The following is a 24,129-nucleotide window of genomic DNA, read 5'->3' as shown; positions in this document are numbered from 1 at the left end:
TGCCGATCAGGCTGACACCCGGTTACTTGCTGACGCTGACGTCAATGCCCGGGAAGAATTTCGTCGCCAGTTTAGTCACGGTGCCGTCGGCCTGGACTTTGGCGATGGCCGCATCCAGTTCCCCTTTCAGCTTGCTATCGCCTTTGCGCAGACCGAAACCAATGCCGGAACCGAGAATGGTGTCGTCTTCCACCGGCTTACCGGCGAAGGCGAAACCTTTGCCCTGCGGCTTATCGAGGAAACCAGACTGACCGGCGGCGGACATCACCAGCGTACCGTCAAGACGGCCAGCGACCATGTCGTTATACACCTGGTTCTGATCCTGATACGACGTCACCGTCACGCCCTGGGATTCCCAGTGCTTTTTAGCGTAGGTTTCCTGGATTGAGCCCTGCAGCACGCCAATATTTTTACCTTTCAGCGACGCCGCCGTCGGTTCGAGTTTCTCGCCCTGCTTCACGATCAGCATGGTAGGAATGCGGTAGATCGGGTTGGTGAAGTCGATACTTTTCGCCCGCGCCTCGGTGATGTTCATCGCCGAGTTAATCGCATCGAATTTTTTCGCCTGCAGCGCCGGGATCAGCGCATCAAAGCTGCTCTCAACCCATTTGCAGTCAAAATGGCCGACCTGGCAGATGGCTTTGCCCAGTTCGATGTCAAAACCCTCCAGCTCGCCCTGCGCGTTGCGGCTTTCAAATGGCGGATATTGCGACTCCAGACCGTAGCGCAGGCTCTCCTGCGCCAGCGCCTGCACGGAGGTGATCATGCCCAGTGCGATAAACAGTGCGTTCAGTTTTTTCATTATTTTCCCCTAATTACCCTTTAACCCGGCACAGCGCCTGCGCGCCGGCTTCGAGCGTTGCGTCGTCTTTAGCAAAAGAAAGGCGGATTAATTTATTGTCAGTGCCATCCATATAAAACGCCGACAGCGGAATGGTAGCCACACCGTGATCGACGATGAGACGTTTTACCATTTCACTGTCGCTTTCGTCACTGAAATGTCCGTAGCTGGCCAACATAAAGAACGAACCGGCGCTCGGTAACAGCCTGAACGGTGAATCCTGCAGCAGCGTCTGCAGCCGATCGCGCTTCGCCTGATAAAACGACGACAGCTGCAGATAGTTTTGCGGGTTCTGCAGATACTGCGCGAAGCCAACCTGCATTGGCGTATCGGCGGCGTACATCATGAACTGATGCACCTTGACGATCTCCGCCATCAGCGCAGCAGGCGCCAGCGCATAGCCGACGCGCCAGCCGGTGACGTGGAAGGTTTTACCGAAGGAGGACACCACCACGCTGCGCTGTGCCAGTTCCGCGTGCGTGGCCATGCCGCAGTGCGTCTGGCCGTCAAACACGATGTGTTCGTAGACTTCATCAGACAACACCACGATGTCGGTATTACGCGTCAGGGCCGCCAGCTGGTCGAGATCGGCGGCATTCAGCACCTGTCCGCTCGGGTTATGTGGCGTATTGATGATAATCATGCGCGTACGCGGCGTGATCGCGGCACGCAGTTCGTCCCAGTCAATCGCAAAATCCGGCACCTGCAGCTTGAGGCCGATCGGCCTCGCGCCCTGTAACCGCACCACCGGCGCGTAGCTGTCAAAGGCTGGCTCAAAGAAGATCACTTCATCACCCGGATGCACCAGCGCCGAAATCGCCATGTAGATGCCCTGACTGGCACTGCCGGTGATCAGGACTTCGCTGGCAGCATCGTACGGCTGGCCATACAGGCGGTGCACTTTCTCCGCCAGCGCTTCACGCAGCGCCGGTAAACCGGTCATCGCGGCGTACTGATTATGGCCGTCGCGCATCGCCTGGCTGACCAGCTCAACCAGCTGCGGGTCACACGGGAAATTGGGCGCGCCCTGGGACAGATTAATGGCCTGGTGCTGTGCGGACAGCTGGCCGATCACGCTAAAAATGGTGGTGCCGACGTCCGGCTGTTTGGAGGAGAGCTTCACGCTGCTGTTCAGGGTCATCATTGCTCCACAGGTTGCATAACCACGTATCGGAAGTAGATTTCTATTCAACGGCGCGACGCTTGAGTCGACAAGCGAATTGTTGTCATAATAGCCATGATAAAAAATCATAGCTCGAGGCCGTTATGTCCCGTTCTGCTCTGCCGCTCAACGCCATTCATGCCTTTCTGGTCACCGCCCGTCATCTCAACCTGACGCGCGCCGCCAGCGAACTGTGCATCACTCAGGGCGCGGTGAGCCGCAAAATTGCGGCGCTGGAGAGCTGGCTGGGATTTGCCCTGTTTGAACGCCACGCGCGCGGTCTGCATCTCACCGATCAGGGCGCGGCGCTACTGCCGGAGCTGCAACAGGGATTCAATCTGCTGGTCAATGCCACTGAGAAAGCCAGCCGCAGCAACGCCTCGATTCGGCTGAAAGCCCCGACCTGCGCCATGCGCTGGCTGGTGCCGCGCCTGGTGGCGCTGGAGCAGCAGCGGCCAGACATTCACGTGGCGCTCACTACCACGCTCGATCATGCGTCGCAGCTGGAAAACTTCGATGCGGCGATTGTATTCGGCACGCCGCCTGCCGGTGCCATTCCGCTGTTTGCCGAGCGCCTGACGCCGGTGCTGGCCAGCAGCGTGCCGGCACCGCGCCATGTCAGCGAACTGGCCAAATTCACCTTCCTGCACCCGACCGGCGATACGCGCGACTGGCAGCTATGGCTGTCCGGCCAGGCGGAGCAGCTGCCGATGGCGCGCAATCAGCACTTCGCCACCATGGATTTGGCGATCAGCGCGGCGATTCAGGGATTTGGCGTGACGGTGGCGGATATTACGCTGGTGGAGAATGATTTGGCGAATGGGCGGTTAATTGCCCCGTTTGCCGCGAGTGTGGCAACCGGGGCGAGCTACAGCCTGTTACAGCGGGCAGAAAAAGATGCGCCACCGTTTTTGCCGCAGCTGGTGGCGTGGTTGTGTCAGCCTCAGAAAGAAACCCACTCTTCACTGCTGGCGGGTTTACCCTGAGCGCCTGCGGCCGCAGATATCACCGGCCGACGCAGCGCAGGCGCAGCAGTGGATGCCACAGCCTGCGCGCGCGGCGCGCTGTCGGACAGACGGAACTTCGCCACCGACGCCTGCAGCTCTTCGGTCTGACGCTCCAGCGCGCTGGCCGCCGCCGACACCTGCTCCACCAGCGACGCGTTCTGCTGGGTGACGCTGTCCATTTCGGTGACGGCGGTGCCGACCTGCGAAATCCCTTTGCTCTGCTCTTCCGACGCGGCAGCGATGTGCTTCATGATCTCATTCACATCCTGCACCGACTTCAGAATGTCATGCATGGTGCTGCCAGCGCTGCTGACCAGCTCCGAGCCCTTTTCAACGCGTGACACCGAATCTTCAATCAGCGTGGCGATCTCTTTTGCGGCGCCGGCGCTGCGTTGCGCCAGGTTGCGCACTTCGCTGGCCACCACGGCAAAGCCGCGTCCCTGCTCACCAGCACGCGCTGCTTCGACTGCCGCGTTGAGCGCCAGGATGTTGGTCTGGAAGGCGATGCCGTTGATCACGCTGGTGATTTCGGCAATCTTTTTCGAACTGCCGGAAATGCCCTGCATGGTGGTCACCACTTCGCCAACCAGACGGCCGCCCTGCTGTGCGGTGCCGGTGGCAGTCTCCGCCAGCGCGCTGGCCTGACGTGCGTTGTCGGCGTTGAATTTCACCGTGGCGGTCAGTTGCTCCATGCTGGCTGCGGTCTGTTCCAGCGCGGCCGCCTGCTCTTCGGTGCGCGATGAAAGATCGTTATTGCCGGCTGAAATTTCTGCTGCGCCGCGGTAGATGTTCTCCGTGCCGCTGCGGATGGCGCTGACCGCTTCACGCAGGCTGTCCTGCATCGCCCGTAGCAGTGGCACCAGTTTACCGACGCAGTTGCGGCCAAATTCTTCCACCGGCTGGCTGAGATCGCCCTGCGCAATCACGGTAAAATGGTTACGGATGCGATCCAGTGGTTTCACCAGCATCGTCACCAGGTAACGGTCAGTGAACAGCAGAATCAATAAGCCGAACACCACCGCCGACACAATAATCACTTTGGTCATGCTGGTAAGCGTGTCCACGGTCACGCGGGTCTCATCCAGCTTGCTGCTGGCGGCCTGATTAAACGCTTCTGCGCTGGCACCAAACGCCCGGCTCAGCGGCGGCGTGACATTGTTGGCCTGCGCGCGCCATGCATCCAGTGAAGCCTGCTGCGCCAGCGCCACCTGTGGCGCGATACCCTCATCCAGCAGTTTCTGCCAGCTGCTGATCACATTGTTCACCGTCTCACTGTCCATCGGACCCGGCGCCATGGCTTTGAACTGGGTTAACTGCTGTTTCATGTTATCCAGTGCCTGCTGCACCGGCGCGAACGCTTCCGCGGTCGGCGCGTTACCGGCGGTGCGGCCTTCCATTACCCGCGACAGACGCGTGACCACGCGGAAATATTGATCGTTGCCTTTGCTGAGCGCCGTCATCTGGTTTACCAGCTGACGATCAATCTCGTTACCCTCGCCAAGCGCATTCAGCGAGTGGACGCTGAACAGCCCTACGCCACACCATAACAGGCAGAAAAGCCCGAGAATGGTCAGCATAACGGCGCGAATCGTGAAGTTTTTTAACATACCCATACATAATCCCCTGGTGTGAACGCTGGCAGCCCGGATAAAACAGGGCTTAGGGTATTTATCGGCAGCGAACCGGGAAAAGATAAATGTTTTGTAAGCTAATTAATTGCAGGATGAGGTGCCGCGCGGAGCGGCTGAGCGGTCGTAAAATCAGGCAGATAGCGGCCAATTTGCCTTAAAAAAACATTGATATTTTTACATGATTAGCAGGCTTATTAAAGTTTAACGTGGCTGCGCATCATCAGGCGAAACAGACGCAGACGGCCGCGCATAAATCGCGCCTTCAGCACCGATTCCGCTTTACCGTCGTGGCCAAAGGCGAGAGTCAAATCTTCCCCTGGCCGCCATACCGGCCAGTCAGGTTCTCCGTCGAGCCGCAGCCGATGGCTGAACTCACTGGCATCCCGTGCAAAGGCCACCCACCAGGCGCTGACGCGACCGGCAAAGGCGATATCGCTGGCGCTGTAATGCCAGTCACCCGGCGGCGGCAGCGTCGCGAGCGTATTGAAGACATAAGGAATTTCGTTGCCGTGCCAGGTGCCGTGCGGATAGAGATGACGCGCGTTTTCTGACACATAATCAAACCAGTAACGCCACGCAGGCATGCCGATGCTGTGCTGTGACTGTGCCACCAGCAGCGGCATGACGGTAAACGCCATGTCGCGCGCCACCGCGCGCCCCAGCAGGCTGTCATCATGGATATCGTACAGCCACTTCAGCAGGCGATAACTCAGGCGACTTTTGCTGCGCAGTTGTTGTAACACGCTGCGGGCATCCACGCCGAAGTAGTCCAGCACGCTGGCTTCATCGCTGTTGCTGCCAATCATCAATGGCACGCGATGCTGTTTACCCGCCATAAAGGTGTCGAGCATCGGTCTGGGTAGCACCGCATCGCCGCTGATGGCCACCGGCCCCAGCGCCAGCGGTCGCTCCAGCGGCCAGAAACTGTCGGCCGGCAGTGCGCGCAGCTGCTCCGCACTGGCATCCGCGGCCAGATTGAAATGCGCTGCCACCTGCAGGCCGGTTTGCTGCGCCTGCTTATGCGGCACGTCCGGCAGGCTGTAGGCACTTTGCACGATGCCCTTATGAAACAGTCCTTCGGCCAGCGGTGAGCAGCAGAGCGACAGTACGCTGCGCGCGCCGGACGATTCGCCAAACAGCGTGACGTTATGGCGATCGCCGCCAAATGCCGGAATGTTGCGCTGAATCCACTGCAGCGCGGCAATCTGATCCAGCAGCGCAAAATTATTGACCACCTTGCCCGGCGGATACTGGGCGTCGAGCGCCGGATGCGCAAAAAAGCCGAAATGGCCAAGGCGGTAATTGAGTGTCACCACCACTACGCCCTGCGCCGCCAGCGCTTTGCCGCGATAGGGATCAAGGCTGCCGGCGCCGATGCTGAAGCCACCGCCGTGCAGCCATACCATCACCGGTAACGGCGTAGCGGGTTCGACATCGGGCGTCCAGACATTCAGATAGAGGCAATCTTCGCTGAAGCAGCCCGGATCGCCGCCGCCAGCCGCCACACAGTAGTCACGATTTTGCCAGCTGGCATCGCCCCACGCGGTGGCATCGCGCAGCGTTTGCCACGGTACCACCGGCTGCGGCGGACGCCAGCGCAGTGCGCCAACCGGCGGCGCTGCATAAGGTATTCCTTTAAAGGTAAACAGTTCATCATCCATCAGGCCTCTGAGTTCACCTTCTGCCGTCATGATCCTCAGACGTCGTTCATTTTTCATTGCGGGTTCCTGGTAAAGCCTGATTCCATTATTTGCAGGCCTCAGTGGAATGTCTATGTTCTGCAAGCATTTGCAGATTAAGCCGAATAAGCGACCGATTCATTGAACAACTTCATCAAATTTTTTGGTTAACTGCAGCGGTGCATTCTGTTTTATGGTTGCAAGTTAACCTGGCGTGACGGAGAGACGCGATGTTTGCTGGCATCAATCAGCTGTTCACCCGGATGAGCGATCACCCGGATTTCGGTAAATTGCTGTTACGCTTAACCTTCGGCGGGCTGTTGCTGTTTCATGGCGAGTTTAAGGCGATTCATGGCGTCGGCTGGATCGCCCATCTGCTCAGCGTCAAAGGCATGCCAGGTTTCATCGCTTACGGTGCTTACATCGGGGAAATTGTGGCACCCATTATGGTCATCGTTGGCCTGCTGACGCGCCCGGCGGCCTTTATCATTGCCGTTAACATGGTAGTCGCAACGCTGCTGGTGAAAATGGGCGCACTCTGGCATCGCACCGATGTCGGCGCCTGGTCGCTGGAAACGGAAGCGCTTTACCTGCTGGGCGCGCTGGCCATCCTGTTCCTGGGTGCCGGAAAATATACGCTGGTGCGCGACGCACGCCTGCAATAATCATTAGAAAGAAAACCAGCCGGCCTGTAAAAGTGATCCTGTCACTTTTCAGGCCGCTTTTTTACGCCCTACTCCTGCACGCCGCAGCGCGCCAGACTGCGCTGTTGAGTCTGCTGATACAGCACCATCTCATCCTGCACGGCGGCACCGAGCGCGGCTTCAAAATCAGCACGACTGGCATTGCCGGCGCTGCGCGCCTGAGTCTGGTTGCCCAGATTAGACTGGAAGATGCCGGCCGCGCTCACCGGCAGAAAATCTTCGTAGACAATCGGTTCCGCCTGTAAACGTCCGGTGGCCAGCAGCTGCGCCACGGTTTCCCCGGCGCGCGGCGGCTGATGCTCGCCCTGCGGCGTCAGACGGTAGCGGAACCACGCCAGCTCCTGCTCGCGCAGCGTCTGTTCATCATCAGGAAAATCACGAAACACCGCGCTGAGGTGCTGCTGATGCTGCTGGTTATCGCTGCCGGTACCGGCCTGCGCCAGCAGCCGGTCGTACAGCGCGCGGCCTTTAGGCGTAAGCGCCGCGCCGCGCTGCTCAATTTCACCAAAGCGCGCGGTATGGGTGCCAGGCGTGCCATCATTAAAATGCACCGCCTCTTCCAGCGCTTTGAAGCTGGTCTGGCGCAGCAGAATCGGCACCGCGCGCGGCGGCGGCCCTTCAATCAGGATTTTCGGTTCGATGCCGCGCGAAGGCATCAGCGCCTGCACGCGATCGATGTCCAGCGTGCGTGGCGTCAGGTGATTGATGTGGCAGCCACGGAAGCAGACTACGTCGGCAATCAGGCGATGCTGCTGGCTCAGCGCGCGGTAGGTGGCGCTGTCCACCGTGGTGTGCGCATGCCAGCGAAAGGTTTCCAGCGCCTCCTGAACAAAGCGGGCGGCATCGGCAGCATTGAGACCGCCCTGCTGCTGATGCTGCGCGATCAGTGCCCGGCAGCCAGGCGTGAAGATGTCGCGCGCCGCCAGAATAGCCGCGGCTTTGTCGCGCAGTGCGGCATCGTCGATCAGCTCCAGCCGCAGCAGCGAGGTGAAAACGCGGAAGGGATTGCGCCGCAGCGCGCTGTCGCTGACCGGGCGAAAGGCAGTAGAGTGCACCGGCACGCCCGCCTGTGACAGATCGTAATAGCCCACCGGCTCCATCCCCATCACGGCAAACATCTGCCGCAGCGTGCTGAGCTCTGCGGCAGTGCCGACGCGAATGGCACCGTGACGCTCCACGCCGAGCCGGCTCAGCTCATCGGCAGCGGCCAGACGGTTTTTCAGCGCCGGCTGCGCTTCTAAGGTGCGTTCGTTAACGGCGGTAACCAGCTGCGTCAGGGTACCATACTGCGGCACCTCCTGCTGGTACATGGCCGACATGGCCTGAGAGAACAGCGTGCGGATGGCATCGCGGGTGAGAAAGTTATCCATGGTCATCACCTTGGGCTAAAGGATTGCTGCTACTGTAGATCAACCCTTTAGCGGCGGGTAACATTTTCGCGGAACTGTGATCGCCCTGTCACTCGGTGGCGCGCGGCTGGTCACCAAAGCGACATTTCAGTACCAGCATCAGCGTGGTCAGCGCCGCCGGCAACGCCAGCAGCAGAAAGATCTCGCTAAACGACCAGCCGAGGGACAGCAGCTCAGCGCCGACGAAGGCGCTGATGATCGCGCCGATGCGGCCAACGCCATGCATCCAGCTGGAGCCGGTCGCGCGGGCATGAGTGGGATAGTAACTGGCCGAGAGTGCATTCATACCGGTGTTGGCACCGTTAAAACAGAAGCCGCTGCAGAAGGCGATGGCGCTCATCAACCCGACCTGCGCCGGGGAAAACCCGAGCGCCACGATGGCGATGCCGCCGCAAAAGTAAATGATGGCCAGCGCCAGATTGGCGTTGATGCGGTCCATCAGCCAGCCGGCAAACAGTGAGCCAACGGTGCCGCCCGCCTGATACATGGCGGTGACGATAGCCGCTTCGGTGACAGACATGCCCAGTGTGTTAATCAGCGATGGCAGCCAGCTGCCAATCAGGTAGACCAGAAACAGCCCCATAAAGTAGCCGCCCCACAGCATCAGGCTGCCAAACAGATAGCGGGGTGAGACGACGGTGGCCACTGCACCGTGGCGCGCGGCCAGCGGTTCACTGCTTTGAAAATGGCTGTCAGGCCGGACGCTGCCCGGCAGCATGCGCGCCAGAATGGCGTGAATGCGCGCAGCGGGCGCGCGCTGGCTGATGAGAAAGCGCACCGACTCCGGCAGGCCGCGCAGCAGAAACGGCAGCACCAGCAGCGGCAGCACGCCGCCCATCAGCATCACCGAATGCCAGTCATAGCGCGGCAGCAGCCACGAGGCGGCAAAACCGCCGGAGGCCGCGCCAAAGGTGAAGCCGCAGAACACCACGGTGATAATAAACGAGCGACGCCGCTCGGGCGCGTATTCGGCCACCAGCGTGCCGACGTTGGGCATCGCCGCTCCCAGCCCCAGACCGGTGAGGAAGCGGAACAGCATCATCTGTTCGATGTTTTGCGCCATGGCGGTCGCCAGCGTCCAGAGGCCAAAAAACAGCACGCTGAGCAGAATCATCACGCGGCGGCCATAGCGATCGGCCAGCGGTCCAGCCACCATAGCACCCAGCGCCAGGCCAATCAGCGCCGCGCTGATCACCATCCCCAACTGATGATTGGTCACGCCCCAGCTGGCTTTCAGCGTCGGCGCGATAAAGCCCATTAGCGCGATATCCATGCCATCCAGCGCCACCACGACAAAGCACAGCGCAATTAAACGCTTCTGCCAGCTGCTTAACGCGCTCTGGTTGATGAGCTGGCGGACGTCAATGGCTTCAGCGCTGGTCACGGTACCACTCCTGCAGGATTATCACGAATAGGTCATCAGTTTTGGTAAAAAAAACGGCGCTTATGATAGCGCATCGTTAACAATAACGGGCAGGATTTTTAAGTGAAATTGAGAATTATTCAACATTTTACCCGCTAAGCTACTGATAACGCTGAGTACAGAAACGCGCCTGGATACCCGGTTATTTATAAAGCCAACCAATACAGCCACTTACTAAAACTTCTCACGCTGACTGTTTTTGTTAATATAATTTTGCAGGTAAGTTAACAGAATCTCGGTCAGCCACTTGCCGCTGACCGCTCTGACTCATTACGCTGGCGTTTATGGACAAAAATCATCTCTTTAATCAGCGCATTCGTCTGCGCCATTTACACACCTTTGTGGCAGTCGCGCAACAGGGCACGCTGGGCCGCGCGGCGGAAACCCTCAATCTGAGTCAGCCGGCGCTGTCTAAGACGCTGAATGAGCTGGAGGAACTGGCGGGTGCACGTCTGTTTGAGCGCGGTCGCCTCGGTGCTCAGCTGACGACACTGGGAGAACAGTTCCTGACCCACGCGGTGAAAGTACTGGATGCGCTTAACCACGCCGGACAAAGTTTCAACTCGCCGGTTTCCGGACGCCCGATCGTGATCCGCCTTGGCGCCCTCACCACCGCCGCCATGGGGATGCTGCCGCAGATCCTGGATCGCTTCCATGAACAGCAGCCGAACACCACGGTACAGGTAGCCACGCTGCACAATAATGTGCTGCTGGCTGGCCTGCGCGCCGGGGAGTTTGATATTGGCATTGGCCGTATGGCGGACAGCGAAATGATGACCGGCCTGACCTACGAATTGCTGTTTCTCGAATCGCTCAAGCTGGTGGTGCGACCGGAGCACCCGCTGTTAAGTGACAATGTCACACTTTCCCGCGCTATGCAGTGGCCGGTAGTGATTTCGCCTGAAGGCACCGCGCCGCGCCGCATTGCCCAGCACATGCTGGATGAACAAGGCTGCTCGCTGCCGGGCAACTGTGTCGAAACCTCTTCCACCTCGCTGGCCCGCCAGCTGGCGCTGCGTTATGACTATGTGTGGTTTGTGCCATCCGGCGCGGTGAAGGAAGATTTAAGTCACAATGCGCTCAGCGCGCTACCCATCGCATCGCCCGGCCCCGGCGAACCGGTGGGCATTATTACCCGCAGCGGCCACTCTCTCTCGTTAAGCGCGGAAGTGCTGATGGCCACCATCCGCAAATTTCACAGTTAACGGCTGCGTTTGGCGTGGCGTTCGCGATTGTCGAGGCGCGCGCGATCGGTTTTGCGCAGCCCGACATAAACTGCGCCGCTGCCGCCGTGCTGCGGTTGCGCGCTGCAGAAGGTCTGAACGTCGTCAAATTGACGCAGCCAGCGTGCCACGTAGCTGCGGACAATATTGGCGTGCGCTTCATCATCCCGCCCTTTGCCATGAATAATCAGCAGATTGCGCAGGCCCTGTTTGCGCGCTTCCAGCATAAAGCTGAACAGCGATTGCCGGCAGGTCTCCACCGGCTGGCGCAACAGATTAAGACTGGCGTCCAGCGTATATTTGCCTAGCCGCAGCTTATCGAGCACGCCCTGCTGAATGCCATCGGCTTTATATTCCAGCGGCGTGTCGCGCGGGATAATCTCAAGGAAGCCGCGCGTCAGGAAGTTTTCCGGTGCGTCGTCATGCGGCTGCTGGCGCGGCGCTTTGGTAGACGGCGCGCGCAGCCACTGGGTGTTGGCGCAATCTTTTAACGGGGTTACATCACCCATGGCATCGCGGAAAAGGTCTTCATCATCAAGGTTCATGGTGTTTTCCTCACGCCTGGTGGTGAATCGGGCGCAACATGCCACCCGAAAGCAAAATAGTAGCAAAGGTTATCGGCTATCACATCCGTCACTTTCTGCGCGGGATCAGGTTGTGTCCGGATGTAAATATGGAAAGAAAACGTTCCAGATCAAAAACCGGCTGGTAATTTGCAGACATCAAAGCCGCGAATACCCAGCATTTGTGCGGTTTTGATCATTATTACTGCTCGGATGAGTTCACATGACAAAGAAAAATGTTAAAATTGACGACAGTCAATAATCATCGAGCGTACCTATATGATCCCGGAAAAACGCAGCATTCGACGTATTCAGTCTGGCGGTTGTGCCATCCACTGTCAGGATTGCAGTATCAGCCAGTTGTGTATTCCCTTCACGCTGAACGAACATGAACTGGATCAGCTGGACAATATTATTGAACGCAAAAAGCCGATTCAGAAAGGCCAGACGCTGTTCAAAGCCGGTGATGAACTGAAATCCCTTTATGCTATTCGCTCCGGCACCATTAAAAGTTACACCATTACCGAACAGGGTGATGAACAGATCACCGGTTTCCATCTGGCGGGCGATCTGGTGGGCTTTGACGCCATCGTCAGCGCGCATCATCCGAGCTTCGCTCAGGCGCTGGAAACGGCCATGGTATGTGAAATTCCGTTTGAAACCCTCGACGATCTGTCCGGTAAAATGCCGGCGCTGCGTCAGCAGATGATGCGTCTGATGAGCGGCGAGATCAAAGGCGATCAGGATATGATCCTGCTGTTATCGAAAAAGAACGCGGAAGAGCGTCTGGCGGCGTTTATCTGGAACCTGTCGCGCCGCTTCGGCCAGCGCGGTTTCTCACAGCGTGAATTCCGCCTGACCATGACGCGCGGCGACATCGGTAACTATCTGGGACTCACCGTCGAAACCATCAGCCGTCTGCTGGGACGTTTCCAGAAAAGCGGCATGCTGGCGGTGAAAGGCAAATATATTACCATCGAAAACCATGCGCTGCTGGCTGAACTGGCCGGCCAGACCGATCAGGCAGCGTAACCGCCTGCCGGGTCGATAAATGTTATTTTATTGATCCGGCAACAACTTTTCCGCTTCTGCCCTGCGCCATCTTAGGCTATCTTTAATCCAACTTCGCTTTGGTTTGAGGAGAGTGCCTTATGTCCCGGTATCAGCATATTCTGGTGGCGATTGATGCTCAGCAGGACGACCAGCCGGCGCTGCGGCGTGCGGTGTATCTCAATCAACGTATCGGCGGAAAAATCAAAGCCTTCCTGCCTATCTACGACTTCTCCTACGAAATGACCACCCTGCTGTCGCCCGACGAGCGCGTCAACATGCGCAAAGGGGTGATTAGCCAGCGTACCGAATGGATCCGCGAACAGGCGCAGGCCTATCTGGAAGCCGGCGTGGATATCGAGATCAAAGTGGTGTGGCATAACCGGCCGTACGAAGCCATCATTCAGGAAGTGCTGGCGCATCAGCATGATTTGGTCCTGAAGATGGCGCACCAGCACGATCGTCTGGAAGCAGTGATTTTCACCCCCACCGACTGGCACCTGCTGCGTAAGTGCCCGTGCCCGGTATGGATGGTCAAAGACCAGCCGTGGCCGGAAGGCGGCAAAGCGGTGGTGGCGGTAAATCTTGCCAGCGAGGAACCGCATCATGATGAGCTTAATCAAAAACTGATCCGCGAGACCACACGACTGGCCGAAATGGTGAATCACACCGAGGTGCATCTGGTGGGCGCTTATCCTGTCACGCCGATTAACATTGCCATCGAACTGCCGGATTTTGATCCCAGCGTCTATAACGATGCGATTCGCGGCCAGCACCTGGTGGCGATGAAAGCGCTGCGCCAGAAATTCTCCATCGGCGAGGAGTTCACTCACGTGGCGAAGGGCCTGCCGGAAGAAGTCATCCCGGATATCGCTTCGCATCTCGACGCCGGGATTGTGGTGCTGGGTACCATCGGTCGTACCGGTCTGTCAGCTGCGTTTCTCGGCAATACCGCTGAACAGGTGATCGATCATCTGCGCTGTGATTTGCTGGCGATTAAGCCGGATGATTTCAAATCGCCGATTGACCTCGACGATGAGGAAGATGAAGAGGATTAAATAACGCAGGGCGGCCATCCTGCGCCGCCCCGGTTTGAGCTTATCAGGGCGGTGATATCACCGCCCTTTTCGTTTCCTACAGCGCGCGCAGAATGCCTTCGACGCTGGCTTTGGCATCGCCAAACAGCATCTGGGTGTTCTCTTTAAAGAACAGCGGGTTCTGCACCCCGGCATAGCCGGTGTTCATCGAGCGTTTGAACACGATGACGTTTTGCGCTTTCCACACTTCCAGCACCGGCATACCGGCAATCGGGCTGCGCGGATCGTCCTGGGCCGCCGGGTTGACGGTGTCGTTGGCACCGATAACCAGCACGGTGTCGGTATCGCTGAAATCATCGTTGATCTCATCCATCTCCAGCACCACATCGTACGGCACTTTGGCTTCCGCCAGCAGCACGTTCATGTGCCCCGGCAAACGACCGGCGACCGGGTGAATACCGAAACGCACCTTGATACCGCGCGCGCGCAGTTTCTCGGTGATCTCTGCCACCGGATACTGCGCCTGGGCGACCGCCATACCGTAGCCCGGCGTGATGATCACCGAGGTCGAGTTTTTCAGCAGTTCTGCCGTCTCTTCCGCGCTGATTTCACGGTGTTCACCCGCCTCTTCGCCCGCGTCGGCACCGCTCACGTCAGTGCCGAACCCGCCGGCAATCACGCTGATAAAGGAACGGTTCATCGCTTTACACATAATGTACGACAGGATGGCACCGGAGGAGCCCACCAGCGCACCGGTGACGATCAGCAGGTCGTTGCTCAACATAAAGCCCGCCGCCGCCGCCGCCCAGCCCGAATAGGAGTTGAGCATCGAGACCACCACCGGCATATCCGCACCGCCAATCGACGCCACCAGATGCCAGCCGAACACCAGCGCAATCACCGTCATAAGGAGCAGCGCAACGACCTGTGCAGCGGTGCTGTCGGTACGCACAAACCACAGCATCAGCAGGAATGAGACCACCAGCGCCGCCAGGTTCATCTTATGGCGATGCGGCAGCATCAGCGCTTTTGAGGAGATCTTGCCGCGCAGTTTGCCAAATGCCACCACCGAACCGGTGAAGGTCACCGCGCCGATAAAGATGCCGAGGAACACTTCGGTCAGATGGATATTTTCCATCACCGCCGACAGTCCGGGCGCGTGGTCAAGGTAGCTGTTGAACCCGACCAGCACCGCCGCCAGACCGACAAAGCTGTGCAAAATCGCCACCAGCTCCGGCATTTCGGTCATTTCGACTTTCTTCGCCAGACGCACGCCAATCGCACCGCCGATCACCATCGCCAGCAGAATCCACGCCACGTTGCCGCTGTGCGGACCAAAAATGGTGGCGAGCAGCGCCAGCGCCATGCCGCTGATACCAAAGATATTGCCCTGCTTTGAGGTCTCATGCTTCGAGAGCCCGGCCAGGCTGAAAATAAACAGAATTGCGGCAACAATGTATGCTGCAGTCACTAATCCGCCAGACATGTTGTTACCCCTTAATTCTTACGAAACATTTTCAGCATGCGCTGGGTGACGGTGAAACCACCGAAGATATTGATGCTGGCAATCAGGACGGCGATAAACGCCAGGAAGGTGACCCAGCCGCCATGGCCCATCTGCAGCACCGCGCCCACCACAATAATGCCGGAGATGGCGTTGGTGACGGACATTAACGGCGTATGCAGCGCGTGACTGACGTTCCACACCACATAATACCCGACGACGCAGGCAAGCGCGAACACGGTAAAGTGCGACAGGAATTCCGCCGGCGCGACGTTGGCCAGGCAGCCGAACAGCACTACCGCCAGCGCCAGCAGCAGATATTTGCGCCACGGCGCAGCGGGCTTCTCTGCCGCTTTCACCTGCGGCTGTGCGGCAGGTTTTGCGGCCTGTGGCGCAGCAGAAACCTGAATTGGTGGCGCAGGCCAGGTCACTTCTCCGTCACGAATCACTGTGACGCCGCGCACCACGACATCGTCAAAATCAACCACGATCTCGCCGTTTTTCTCTTTACACAGCAGCTTCAGCAGGTTCACCAGGTTGGTGCCGTACAGCTGCGAGGACTGCGTTGGCAGCCGGCTCGGCAGATCGGTGTAGCCGATGATTTTGACGCCGTTGTCGCTCAGCGTGACGCGGTCGGCGACGGTCAGATCGCAGTTACCGCCGGTGGCTGCCGCCAGATCAACAATCACGCTGCCCGGCTTCATGCTGGCCACCATCTCTGCGGTGATCAGCTTCGGTGCCGGCTTGCCCGGGATCAGCGCGGTAGTGACGATAATGTCCACCTCCTGCGCCTGCGCCGCGAACAGCGCCATCTCCGCCTTGATAAAGGCTTCGGACATCACTTTGGCGTAACCGTCGCCGCTGCCCGCTTCCTCTTCAAAGTCGAGTTCAAGGAACTCGGCGCCCATACTCTGCACCTGCTCCTTCACTTCCGGACGGGTATCGAAGGCGCGCACGATGGCGCCGAGGCTGCCCGCCGCGCCAATCGCCGCCAGACCGGCCACGCCAGCCCCGATAACCATCACTTTTGCCGGTGGCACTTTACCGGCAGCGGTGATTTGCCCGGTGAAGAAGCGGCCAAACTCATGGGCTGCTTCGACAATGGCCCGGTAACCGGCGATGTTCGCCATCGAGCTGAGCGCATCGAGCGACTGCGCGCGCGAAATACGCGGTACGGAATCCATCGCCATCACGGTGATATTGCGTGCAGCTAATTTCTCCAGCAGCGCCGGGTTCTGCGCTGGCCAGATAAAGCTCACCAGCGTGCTGCCCGCGCGCATCAGGGCGATCTCGCTGTCGTCTGGCGCGTTCACCTTCAGTACGATGTCGGACTGCCAGACATCCTGTGTGTTACTGATGCTGGCACCGGCGGCGATAAAACTGTCATCATCAAAGCTGGCGCGTAAACCGGCGCCCTGCTCAACGGTGACGCTGAATCCCAGCTTGATGAGCTGCTCAACGGTCTTTGGCGTCGCTGCGACGCGGGACTCATTGGCTAACCGCTCTTTGGGTATCCCAATTAACATACTGTTTCCTTTCCATGATTAAAGGATGAGGTTCTGTAAGGGGCACATGCTTAAAAGCCGAAACGCTGTTTCAGCTTTTTATGAGCGAAATGCACTATTTAACAAAGTCTTTATAACCTACTGAAAATGCCCAGGACGATCTAGCGCCATAACGCACACTTATGACATTCACACAGATATTCAGATGCCAGCGATGAATACCGCGGGATGCGACCAGGTTTGCGGCATTATGGAAAATAATCTGCTGTGCCTAATCGTGTCATGACGAATTAACTGTTTTTAAAAACCTATATTTAACAATGCGTTAACTATTCTGGTACTAAGCGATACCGGTTAAAGCGGTAAGCTGACCAAAAAAAAGCCATAACAGCGAAAGATGACAGGCCGATGAATAAAATGCTGGGATTGTCAATGTTATGCGCATAAATTGGCTGAGACAGGCCGATTATTACATGCAATAATCAGCGGCTAATCTGTTATACATCAAGAGTCCAGCACGTTTTCGTACTCAATTTGCGTAAGGCGAAGGATCATTTTTATGAAGCTGAAGAACACCATTCTGGCGTCGACCCTGTTATCACTGCTGGCAGCCAATGCGTTTGCTGCCAAAGAGTTAACGCCAGAACAAGCGGCCGCGTTAAAACCATTCGAACGCATCAATATTAGCGGCCGTTTTAATGCAATTGGCGATGCAACAGACGCCGTGTCTAAAGCCGCCGACGCCAAAGGCGCGGACTCTTTCTACGTGCAGGGCATCAACGACAGCAACGGTAACGGTGGCAACTGGCGCGTTACCGCCGATCTGTATAAAGCCAATGCAGCGAAAGTGGAACAAAGCACGCAATACCGAATGTTCAACGGCGTGAAAGAGCTGCCAAAAGCCGAAGCCTATCGTCTGGAACCGTTTGATACCGTGTCCGTTAGCGGCTTCTTCTCCAGCCAGCCGGACGTGAACGAAGCCATCGCCAAAGCGGCGAAAAATAAAGGCGCGGCCTCCTTCTTTATTGTGCGTCAGGTGGATGCCAACAACGGTGGCAACCAGTACGTGACCGCCTACGTATATAAAGCCGATGCCAAAGCGCGCGTGGTGCAGGATACCTCTGACTCCATTCCGGCTGACTCAGAAGCCGGTAAAGCAGCCCTGGCTGCGGGCGGCGCAGCGGCGAAGAAAGTGGCAATCCCTGGTGTTGCTTCCTCGGATACGCCGAGCACCAGCGTGGGTCGTTTCTTTGAAACCCAAAGCTCTACCGGTCAGCGTTATACGGTGACGCAGCCGGATGGCCGCAGCGTGCAGGAAGTCAATGCGATCACGGCCGCACAGATGCAGCCGTTTGACACCATCTCCTTCTCCGATCACTTCGGCACGCCAACCGAGATCTCAGAAGCCGTGGGCAAACGCGCCATCGCCAAAGGCGCGAAGTATTATCACATTACGCGCCAGTGGCAGAACCAGAGCGGCGGCAACCTGACCGTTACCGCTGACCTGTTTAAATAATCCCCGCGCAGGGCGGCGCCCGTCGCCCTGTCGTTTGCATAATCCGTGTGCAAATCTGCATAGTCTTGCATTGCCTTCACCGTTCGCTCTCCGTAAAATCTGCCGCCTGTTTTCAGGGTATTCCGTTTTAAACGGGACTGATTGCCACGTTACACTCTGGCTGAACAACTACTACCCAGCACACTCTGCTGCTCAGGAATGGCGTTTTGGATAAAAAATTAGGTCTTAGCGCGCTCACTGCGCTGGTGCTCAGCTCGATGCTCGGCGCGGGCGTCTTTAGCCTGCCACAAAATATGGCGGCGGTTGCCGGTCCGGCGGCGCTGCTGATCGGCTGGCTGATCACCGGTGTCGGTATCCTCTTTCTGTCGCTGGCGATGTTACTGCTGACGCGTCTGCGCCCGGAACTGGATGGCGGCATCTTCACCTACGCACGCGCCGGCTTCGGCGAGCTGACCGGCTTCTGCTCGGCATGGGGTTACTGGCTGTGTGCGGTGATTGCCAACGTCTCGTATCTGGTGATTGTGTTTTCAGCGCTGAGCTTCTTTACCGATACGCCGGATCGCATCGTGTTTGGCGATGGCAACACCTGGCAGGCGATGCTTGGCGCTTCCGTGCTGCTGTGGCTGGTGCACTGGCTGGTGCTGCGCGGCGTACAGACGGCGGCCAGCATCAACCTGCTGGCGACGCTGGGCAAACTGGTGCCGCTGCTGCTGTTCGTGGTGCTGGCGCTGCTGGCGTTTAATTACGATCGCTTCCGTTTTGACTTTGACGGCGCGGCGCTTGGCCAGCCGCTGTGGCAGCAGGTTAAACAGACCATGCTGATCACTTTGTGGGTATTTATTGGCGTGGAAGGCGCGGTGGTAGTTTCTGCCCGCGCGCGCCACAAGAAAGATGTCGGGCGCGCCACCCTGCTGGCGGTGCTGGCCGCGCTGCTGGTCTATCTGCTGGTGACGCTGCTGTCGCTTGGCGTGGTGCCGCGTGCGGAACTGGCGCAGATGCGCAATCCGTCGATGGCCGGTCTGATGGAACGCCTGCTCGGTCACTGGGGCGATGCGGTGATTGCGGTTGGCCTGATTATTTCGGTATGCGGGGCCTATCTCAGCTGGACCATTATGGCGGCAGAAGTCCCGTTCCTCGCCGCGCAGCAGGGCGCGTTTCCGCGCAGCATTGCCCGGCAGAACCGCCATAACGCGCCGGCGGCGTCGCTGTGGCTGACTAACGGCAGCGTGCAGGTGTGCCTGATTCTGATTGCGGTTACCGGCGCGGATTACAACACGCTGCTGACTATCGCCTCAGAAATGATCCTCGTGCCCTATCTGCTGGTCGGTCTGTATCTGGTCAAAGTGGTACGCGGTCAGCACAAACCGCTGGCCCTGTTGACCGGTCTCGGTGCCAGCGCCTATGGGCTGTGGCTGCTGTACGCCTCGGGGCCGCTGCATCTGCTGTTGTCGGTGGTGCTTTATGCGCCGGGTCTGCTGCTGTTCCTGTATGCACGACGCGGTGGCCGCGGCGATCAACCGCTGTTTGCGCTGGAGCGCATCGCCATCGTGCTGTTAATTGCCGCCTCACTGCCCGCGCTGTGGCAGCTGACGCGCTAATCAGTGCGGTTGTAAGGGAATGGAAACGCACAGCAGATCGTTCTGCTGTGTCAGATTGAGCGGCTTGCGGTATTCCAGATGGATGGCGTCAAGCTGCTCAGCGGACAGCGGATAAGGCAGCTGAATATCGAAGCGGCTGATGTGCTGCTGTTCGGCCAGGGTGATCAGTCGGGCGATGTTAATTTCGTCGCTGACCTGGGTTGAAATGATTTGTAATGCTAATTCTTTCAGATGGTCGTCGCTGGCCTGTAAACTGTGCCCGGACTTGCGCGTCACCATGCCAAAAATTGGCATCACGCCGTAAATGGCATCGACAAAGCTCCAGCGTTTTTTGCAGGAAGCGGAAAGGAAGTCACTGTAGTTGAAGCAGATGCGGTCACTGTATCCGGCTGAAGCCAGCTCTTTATCAGACACCCTCGCACTCCTCCTGTTTTCAGTACGATTCCGAACCTTGCGCCAGAACGCGCCGGTAATAATGGCACATTTCACGGTGTACATACCAGTAAGACAAGGATAATTCGTGCGGTAGCGTAGAGCTCAGGACCAGGAAAAGCTATGCTGCTGACATTCTCAGCCATGACAGAGCATTATGAACAAAATTGTCTATGTGGAAGATGAGCCGGAAGTCGGCGAACTGATTGCGGCTTATCTTGGCCGCCACGATATTGAGGTGCTGGTTGAGACGCGCGGCGATCGCGCGGAAGCGACCATTCTCGCCGCCGACCCGGATCTGGTATTACTGGATATCATGCTGCCGGGCAAAGATGGCATGACGCTGTGCCGCGATTTGCGTGCCCACTGGCAGGGACCGATTGTGCTGCTGACCTCGCTCGACAGCGACATGAACCACATTCTGGCGCTGGAGATGGGCGCCAATGACTATATTCTGAAAACCACGCTGCCGGCGGTGCTACTGGCGCGCCTGCGCCTGCATCTGCGCCAGGCGCACGTGGCCAAACCGGAAGCCGCACCCGCCGTGCAGAGCTCGCAAAAGGTGCTGCGGTTTGGTTCACTCACCATTGATGCGCTCAACCGCCAGGTGATCCTGTTCGATGAACCGATCACCCTTTCGACCGCCGATTTTGATCTGCTGTGGGAGCTGGCGAGCCACGCCGGAGAAATTCTCGACCGTGACGCGCTGCTGAAAACCCTGCGCGGCGTGAGCTATGACGGCATGGATCGCAGCATCGACGTCGCCATTTCACGCCTGCGCAAGAAACTGTACGACAGCGCCACCGAGCCGTTCCGCATCAAAACCATCCGTAACAAAGGCTATCTGTTCGCGCCGCAGGCCTGGGATACCCGCTCCTGATGAGAAAGCTCTTCATTCAGTTCTATCTGCTGCTGTTCGTCTGCTTCCTGGTGATGACGCTGCTGGTGGGTCTGGTGTACAAATTCACCGCCGAGCGCGCCGGACGCCAGTCGATGAACGACCTGATGGCCAGCTCGCTGTTTCTGATGCGCAGCGAACTGCGTGAGATCCCGCCGCGCGACTGGAATAAAACCATCCGCAACCTCGATCTCGATTTATCCTTTGAGCTGCACATCGAACCGATGAGCAAATATCAGCTGGACGAAGCCGACATGAAGCGGCTGCGCGCCGGTGAGATCGTCGCCCTTGACGATCAGTACACCTTCCTGCAGCACATCCCGCGCAGCCACTATGTGCTGTCGGTCGGACCGATTCCTTACCTGTTTTATCTGCACCAGATGCGCATCCTTGATATCGCCCTGCTGGCGTTTATTGGCATGTCGCTGGCGCTGCCGGTGTTCATCTGGCTGCGGCCTCACTGGCAGGAGATGCAGCGGCTGGAGAAAGCGGCTCAGCGCTTTGGTCGCGGCGAGCTTGACGTGCGCACCCATTTTGAAAACACCTCCAGCCTGCACAGCCTTGGCGTGGCGTTCAACCAGATGGCGGACAACATCAATACGCTGGTGGCGAGTAAAAAACAGCTGATTGATGGTATCGCGCACGAGCTGCGCACGCCGCTGGTCCGGTTGCGATACCGGCTGGAGATGAGTGAAAACCTCAGCGCGGCAGAATCCGCGGCGCTGAACCGTGACGTCGGCCAGCTGGAGAGCCTGATTGAGGAGCTGCTGACCTATGCGCGCCTCGACCGGCCGCGCGTTGACCTCAATCTGCAATCTTTCGATCTGGCCCAGTGGCTGCGCGTGCACATCGCTGACGTGCAGACCATGAATCCGCAGACGCACATTACGCTGGATATTCCGCAGCTGGAAAACATTGGCGCGGCAGATACGCGCCTGATGGAGCGGGTGCTGGATAACCTCGTGAATAACGCCCTGCGCTATGCGCAGCAGCGGCTGCGTGTCAGCCTGTGGTTTGACGGCGCCATCGGCAATCTGCAGGTTGAAGATGATGGTCCGGGCATTCCGCCGGATGAACGCCAGCGGGTATTCGAGCCTTTTGTACGGCTCGATCCCAGCCGCGATCGCGCCACCGGTGGCTGCGGCCTCGGTCTGGCGATTGTGCACTCTATTGCGCAGGCGCTGCAGGGCCAGGTCTCGATTGAGAGCAGTCCGCTGGGCGGCGCCTGCGTGCGCTTCTGCTGGCCAGTTGATCTCCCCTTGCGCGACGTGACGCCGCGCTTACCTTCATAAGGAGCTTGTTACATGACTGCAGCTTATCAGGAACTTAGCCGCACTTTTCAGCGCCTGGCGCGTTTTGGCCATCTGGGCGCGATTGCCGGCGTGGATATGCAAACCACCATGCCGCCGGGCGGCAGCCAGGCGCGTGGAGAAGCGATGGCGGAGCTGAGCGTATTTATGCACGAGCTGCTGACCGACAAGCGCCTCGGCGGGCTGTTTGACGCCGCCGCGCAGGAGTCGCTGAACGATGTGGAGCAGGCCAACCTGGGCGAAATGCAGCGCGCGTGGCGCCAGGCAACGCTGCTGCCGGCCTCGCTGGTGGAAGCCAAATCGCTGGCCGGCTCGCGCTGTGAACACGCGTGGCGCAGTCAGCGTCCGGCCAATGACTGGCAGGGCTTCAGCGCTAACCTGAAAGAAGTGGTGAAGCTGAGCCGCGAAGAGGCACAGCTGCGCGCCGATGCGCTCGGCGTATCACGCTACGATGCGCTGCTGGATGTGTTTGAGCCAGGCATGACCAGCGCGCAGCTCGACAGCACTTTTGGCGATCTGAAAAGCTGGCTGCCGGATCTGCTGCAAAAAGCGGTAGCCCGCCAGCAGGCAACGCCGATTGCCCAGCCGGTCGGCCCCTTCGCCATCGAATCACAAAAGCAACTCGGCCTGAGCGTGATGGCGACGTTAGGGTTTGATTTTAATCACGGCCGGCTGGACGTGAGCGCGCACCCGTTCTGCGGCGGCGTACCGGAAGATGTGCGTATCACCACACGCTACAACGAAAACGATTTTCTCAGCGCGCTGATGGGCGTGATCCACGAAACCGGCCATGCGCGCTATGAGCAGAATCTGCCACAGCAGTGGCGCGGACAGCCGGTGGCGCTGGCGCGCTCGACCGCGATGCATGAATCGCAAAGCCTGTTTATGGAGATGCAGCTGGGGCGCAGTCACGCCTTCCTGCAGCATATTCATCCCCAGGTGGTGGCGCTGATGGGCGACCAGCCGGCACTGGAGCGCAACAACTTTATTCGGCTGACCCAGCGCGTGAAGCCGGGCTTTATTCGCGTCGATGCCGATGAGCTGAGCTATCCGGCCCATGTGATTTTACGTTACGAAATCGAGCGAGCGCTGATTGAAGGCGAGATTGAAGTCGAGGATATTCCGGCGCTGTGGGATGAAAAAATGCAGCAGTCGCTGGGGATCGATACGCGCGGCAACTACCGCGACGGCTGTATGCAGGATATTCACTGGACCGACGGCGCCTTCGGCTACTTCCCGACCTACACACTGGGCGCGATGTACGCTGCTCAGCTGTTCCAGGCGGTAAAACGCGCCATTCCGCAGGTGGACGAATTGATTCAGCAGGGCGAACTGCAGCCGGTGTTTGACTGGCTGCAGCAGAACATCTGGCAGCACGGCAGCCGCTTCCCGACGCAGCAGCTGCTGATCAATGCCACTGGCGAAGCGCTTAATCCACACTATTTCCGTCAGCATCTGGAACAGCGTTATCTCTCTGTCTGATCCGTGCGGCGGCCTGCCCGGCCGCCGTTTTTTCCGCGGAGAGTGATCCGCAATTATCCCCGCCCTGACCGGTTTTCCTGCTTTGTACAATCCGTTACACGCCGATACCATTCCCTCACTGAAGGCGCGAATTGTTTTACATATAGTGGATTCAC

Annotated in this window: 20 protein-coding genes; 10 read left to right on the top strand and 10 right to left on the bottom strand. The window is 58.5% G+C overall.

The window, feature by feature from the left end; genetic code table 11:
• Window positions 1–22: 22 nt before the first annotated feature.
• Window positions 23–802 (bottom strand): transporter substrate-binding domain-containing protein, encoded by a 780-nt coding sequence (locus tag KOL70_RS04885; protein ID WP_215480293.1) that lies wholly within the window; start codon window positions 800–802, stop codon window positions 23–25.
• Between the two features lie 13 nt (window positions 803–815).
• Window positions 816–1,982 (bottom strand): methionine aminotransferase, encoded by a 1,167-nt coding sequence (locus KOL70_RS04880; protein ID WP_215480936.1) that lies wholly within the window; start codon window positions 1,980–1,982, stop codon window positions 816–818.
• Between the two features lie 125 nt (window positions 1,983–2,107).
• On the opposite strand from KOL70_RS04880, the gene KOL70_RS04875 reads away from it, so the two are divergent.
• A complete protein-coding gene (locus KOL70_RS04875) occupies window positions 2,108–2,989 on the top strand; it encodes a LysR substrate-binding domain-containing protein (RefSeq protein WP_021506098.1) in 882 nt (293 codons plus the stop codon).
• On the opposite strand, the gene KOL70_RS04870 is transcribed toward KOL70_RS04875, so the two are convergent.
• Entirely contained in the window at window positions 2,947–4,623 is a 1,677-nt protein-coding gene (locus KOL70_RS04870) for a methyl-accepting chemotaxis protein (RefSeq protein ID WP_215480292.1), read from the bottom strand. The genes KOL70_RS04875 and KOL70_RS04870 overlap by 43 nt on opposite strands.
• Window positions 4,624–4,835: 212 nt before the next feature.
• On the bottom strand, window positions 4,836–6,359 hold the full coding sequence (locus KOL70_RS04865; protein ID WP_215480291.1) for a carboxylesterase/lipase family protein: 1,524 nt from the start codon (window positions 6,357–6,359) through the stop codon (window positions 4,836–4,838).
• Window positions 6,360–6,550: 191 nt separating this feature from the next.
• On the opposite strand from KOL70_RS04865, the gene KOL70_RS04860 reads away from it, so the two are divergent.
• Window positions 6,551–6,985 carry a DoxX family protein gene (locus tag KOL70_RS04860; protein ID WP_058769762.1) on the top strand — a complete coding sequence of 145 codons (435 nt, stop codon included), beginning with the start codon at window positions 6,551–6,553 and terminating at the stop codon, window positions 6,983–6,985.
• Window positions 6,986–7,053: 68 nt separating this feature from the next.
• On the opposite strand, the gene KOL70_RS04855 is transcribed toward KOL70_RS04860, so the two are convergent.
• Window positions 7,054–8,394, bottom strand: a complete 1,341-nt coding sequence (locus KOL70_RS04855; RefSeq protein ID WP_058780598.1) for a VOC family protein — start codon at window positions 8,392–8,394, stop codon at window positions 7,054–7,056.
• A gap of 88 nt (window positions 8,395–8,482) precedes the next feature.
• Window positions 8,483–9,817 (bottom strand): aromatic acid/H+ symport family MFS transporter, encoded by a 1,335-nt coding sequence (locus tag KOL70_RS04850; protein WP_104186703.1) that lies wholly within the window; start codon window positions 9,815–9,817, stop codon window positions 8,483–8,485.
• A 323-nt stretch (window positions 9,818–10,140) separates the two neighbouring features.
• On the opposite strand from KOL70_RS04850, the gene KOL70_RS04845 reads away from it, so the two are divergent.
• Window positions 10,141–11,061 (top strand): LysR substrate-binding domain-containing protein, encoded by a 921-nt coding sequence (locus KOL70_RS04845; RefSeq protein WP_021506104.1) that lies wholly within the window; start codon window positions 10,141–10,143, stop codon window positions 11,059–11,061.
• On the opposite strand, the gene smrA is transcribed toward KOL70_RS04845, so the two are convergent.
• Entirely contained in the window at window positions 11,058–11,624 is a 567-nt protein-coding gene (gene smrA / locus KOL70_RS04840; protein ID WP_021506105.1) for a DNA endonuclease SmrA, read from the bottom strand. The two genes, KOL70_RS04845 and smrA, sit on opposite strands and share 4 nt — an antisense overlap.
• A gap of 297 nt (window positions 11,625–11,921) precedes the next feature.
• On the opposite strand from smrA, the gene KOL70_RS04835 reads away from it, so the two are divergent.
• Together KOL70_RS04835 and uspE are read left to right on the top strand one after the other, a co-directional pair.
• Window positions 11,922–12,674, top strand: coding sequence for an FNR family transcription factor (locus KOL70_RS04835; protein ID WP_031279133.1), 753 nt, complete (start codon window positions 11,922–11,924; stop codon window positions 12,672–12,674).
• Window positions 12,675–12,793: 119 nt separating this feature from the next.
• Window positions 12,794–13,750: a universal stress protein UspE gene (gene uspE / locus KOL70_RS04830; RefSeq protein ID WP_058758505.1), complete on the top strand. Its 957-nt coding sequence runs from the start codon at window positions 12,794–12,796 to the stop codon at window positions 13,748–13,750.
• Between the two features lie 76 nt (window positions 13,751–13,826).
• Here uspE and pntB read toward each other — a convergent pair whose 3' ends face one another.
• Window positions 13,827–15,215: a Re/Si-specific NAD(P)(+) transhydrogenase subunit beta gene (gene pntB / locus KOL70_RS04825; protein WP_127834059.1), complete on the bottom strand. Its 1,389-nt coding sequence runs from the start codon at window positions 15,213–15,215 to the stop codon at window positions 13,827–13,829.
• 11 nt (window positions 15,216–15,226) lie between these two features.
• Window positions 15,227–16,759 carry a Re/Si-specific NAD(P)(+) transhydrogenase subunit alpha gene (gene pntA, locus KOL70_RS04820; RefSeq protein WP_215480290.1) on the bottom strand — a complete coding sequence of 511 codons (1,533 nt, stop codon included), beginning with the start codon at window positions 16,757–16,759 and terminating at the stop codon, window positions 15,227–15,229.
• A 538-nt stretch (window positions 16,760–17,297) separates the two neighbouring features.
• Between pntA and ydgH the strand changes: the two genes are divergently transcribed.
• Together ydgH and KOL70_RS04810 are read left to right on the top strand one after the other, a co-directional pair.
• On the top strand, window positions 17,298–18,254 hold the full coding sequence (gene ydgH, locus KOL70_RS04815; protein ID WP_021506110.1) for a DUF1471 family protein YdgH: 957 nt from the start codon (window positions 17,298–17,300) through the stop codon (window positions 18,252–18,254).
• 206 nt (window positions 18,255–18,460) lie between these two features.
• Window positions 18,461–19,852, top strand: coding sequence for a basic amino acid/polyamine antiporter (locus KOL70_RS04810; RefSeq protein WP_021506111.1), 1,392 nt, complete (start codon window positions 18,461–18,463; stop codon window positions 19,850–19,852).
• Here the strand turns inward: KOL70_RS04810 and KOL70_RS04805 are convergent, their stop codons facing one another.
• Complete coding sequence (locus KOL70_RS04805) at window positions 19,853–20,266, bottom strand: hypothetical protein (RefSeq protein ID WP_021506112.1); 414 nt, start codon at window positions 20,264–20,266, stop codon at window positions 19,853–19,855.
• Between the two features lie 175 nt (window positions 20,267–20,441).
• Between KOL70_RS04805 and rstA the strand changes: the two genes are divergently transcribed.
• Genes rstA through KOL70_RS04790 form a run of 3 tightly spaced genes read left to right on the top strand, consistent with a single transcriptional unit; the run spans window position 20,442 to window position 23,974 of the window.
• Complete coding sequence (gene rstA, locus KOL70_RS04800) at window positions 20,442–21,164, top strand: two-component system response regulator RstA (RefSeq protein WP_215480289.1); 723 nt, start codon at window positions 20,442–20,444, stop codon at window positions 21,162–21,164.
• On the top strand, window positions 21,164–22,474 hold the full coding sequence (rstB, locus tag KOL70_RS04795) for a two-component system sensor histidine kinase RstB (protein WP_021506114.1): 1,311 nt from the start codon (window positions 21,164–21,166) through the stop codon (window positions 22,472–22,474). Before rstA ends, rstB begins: the two co-directional genes overlap by 1 nt.
• Window positions 22,475–22,486: 12 nt before the next feature.
• Window positions 22,487–23,974: a carboxypeptidase M32 gene (locus KOL70_RS04790; RefSeq protein ID WP_215480288.1), complete on the top strand. Its 1,488-nt coding sequence runs from the start codon at window positions 22,487–22,489 to the stop codon at window positions 23,972–23,974.
• Window positions 23,975–24,129 lie beyond the last annotated feature (155 nt).

The sequence above is a fragment of the Pantoea sp. B270 genome (genome assembly GCF_018726825.1).
GTDB lineage: Bacteria > Pseudomonadota > Gammaproteobacteria > Enterobacterales > Enterobacteriaceae > Pantoea > Pantoea dispersa.
The sequence above is the reverse complement of the archived record's forward strand: the minus strand, read 5'-3'. Positions and strand labels throughout refer to the sequence as shown.

Coding starts and splice junctions, on each gene's coding strand:
- KOL70_RS04885 (WP_215480293.1), bottom strand. CDS start 802: ATGAAAAAACTGAACGCACTGTTTATCGCACTGGGCATGATCACCTCC.
- KOL70_RS04880 (WP_215480936.1), bottom strand. CDS start 1,982: ATGACCCTGAACAGCAGCGTGAAGCTCTCCTCCAAACAGCCGGACGTC.
- KOL70_RS04875 (WP_021506098.1), top strand. CDS start 2,108: ATGTCCCGTTCTGCTCTGCCGCTCAACGCCATTCATGCCTTTCTGGTC.
- KOL70_RS04870 (WP_215480292.1), bottom strand. CDS start 4,623: ATGGGTATGTTAAAAAACTTCACGATTCGCGCCGTTATGCTGACCATT.
- KOL70_RS04865 (WP_215480291.1), bottom strand. CDS start 6,359: ATGAAAAATGAACGACGTCTGAGGATCATGACGGCAGAAGGTGAACTC.
- KOL70_RS04860 (WP_058769762.1), top strand. CDS start 6,551: ATGTTTGCTGGCATCAATCAGCTGTTCACCCGGATGAGCGATCACCCG.
- KOL70_RS04855 (WP_058780598.1), bottom strand. CDS start 8,394: ATGGATAACTTTCTCACCCGCGATGCCATCCGCACGCTGTTCTCTCAG.
- KOL70_RS04845 (WP_021506104.1), top strand. CDS start 10,141: ATGGACAAAAATCATCTCTTTAATCAGCGCATTCGTCTGCGCCATTTA.
- smrA (WP_021506105.1), bottom strand. CDS start 11,624: ATGAACCTTGATGATGAAGACCTTTTCCGCGATGCCATGGGTGATGTA.
- KOL70_RS04835 (WP_031279133.1), top strand. CDS start 11,922: ATGATCCCGGAAAAACGCAGCATTCGACGTATTCAGTCTGGCGGTTGT.
- uspE (WP_058758505.1), top strand. CDS start 12,794: ATGTCCCGGTATCAGCATATTCTGGTGGCGATTGATGCTCAGCAGGAC.
- pntB (WP_127834059.1), bottom strand. CDS start 15,215: ATGTCTGGCGGATTAGTGACTGCAGCATACATTGTTGCCGCAATTCTG.
- pntA (WP_215480290.1), bottom strand. CDS start 16,759: ATGTTAATTGGGATACCCAAAGAGCGGTTAGCCAATGAGTCCCGCGTC.
- ydgH (WP_021506110.1), top strand. CDS start 17,298: ATGAAGCTGAAGAACACCATTCTGGCGTCGACCCTGTTATCACTGCTG.
- rstA (WP_215480289.1), top strand. CDS start 20,442: ATGAACAAAATTGTCTATGTGGAAGATGAGCCGGAAGTCGGCGAACTG.
- rstB (WP_021506114.1), top strand. CDS start 21,164: ATGAGAAAGCTCTTCATTCAGTTCTATCTGCTGCTGTTCGTCTGCTTC.
- KOL70_RS04790 (WP_215480288.1), top strand. CDS start 22,487: ATGACTGCAGCTTATCAGGAACTTAGCCGCACTTTTCAGCGCCTGGCG.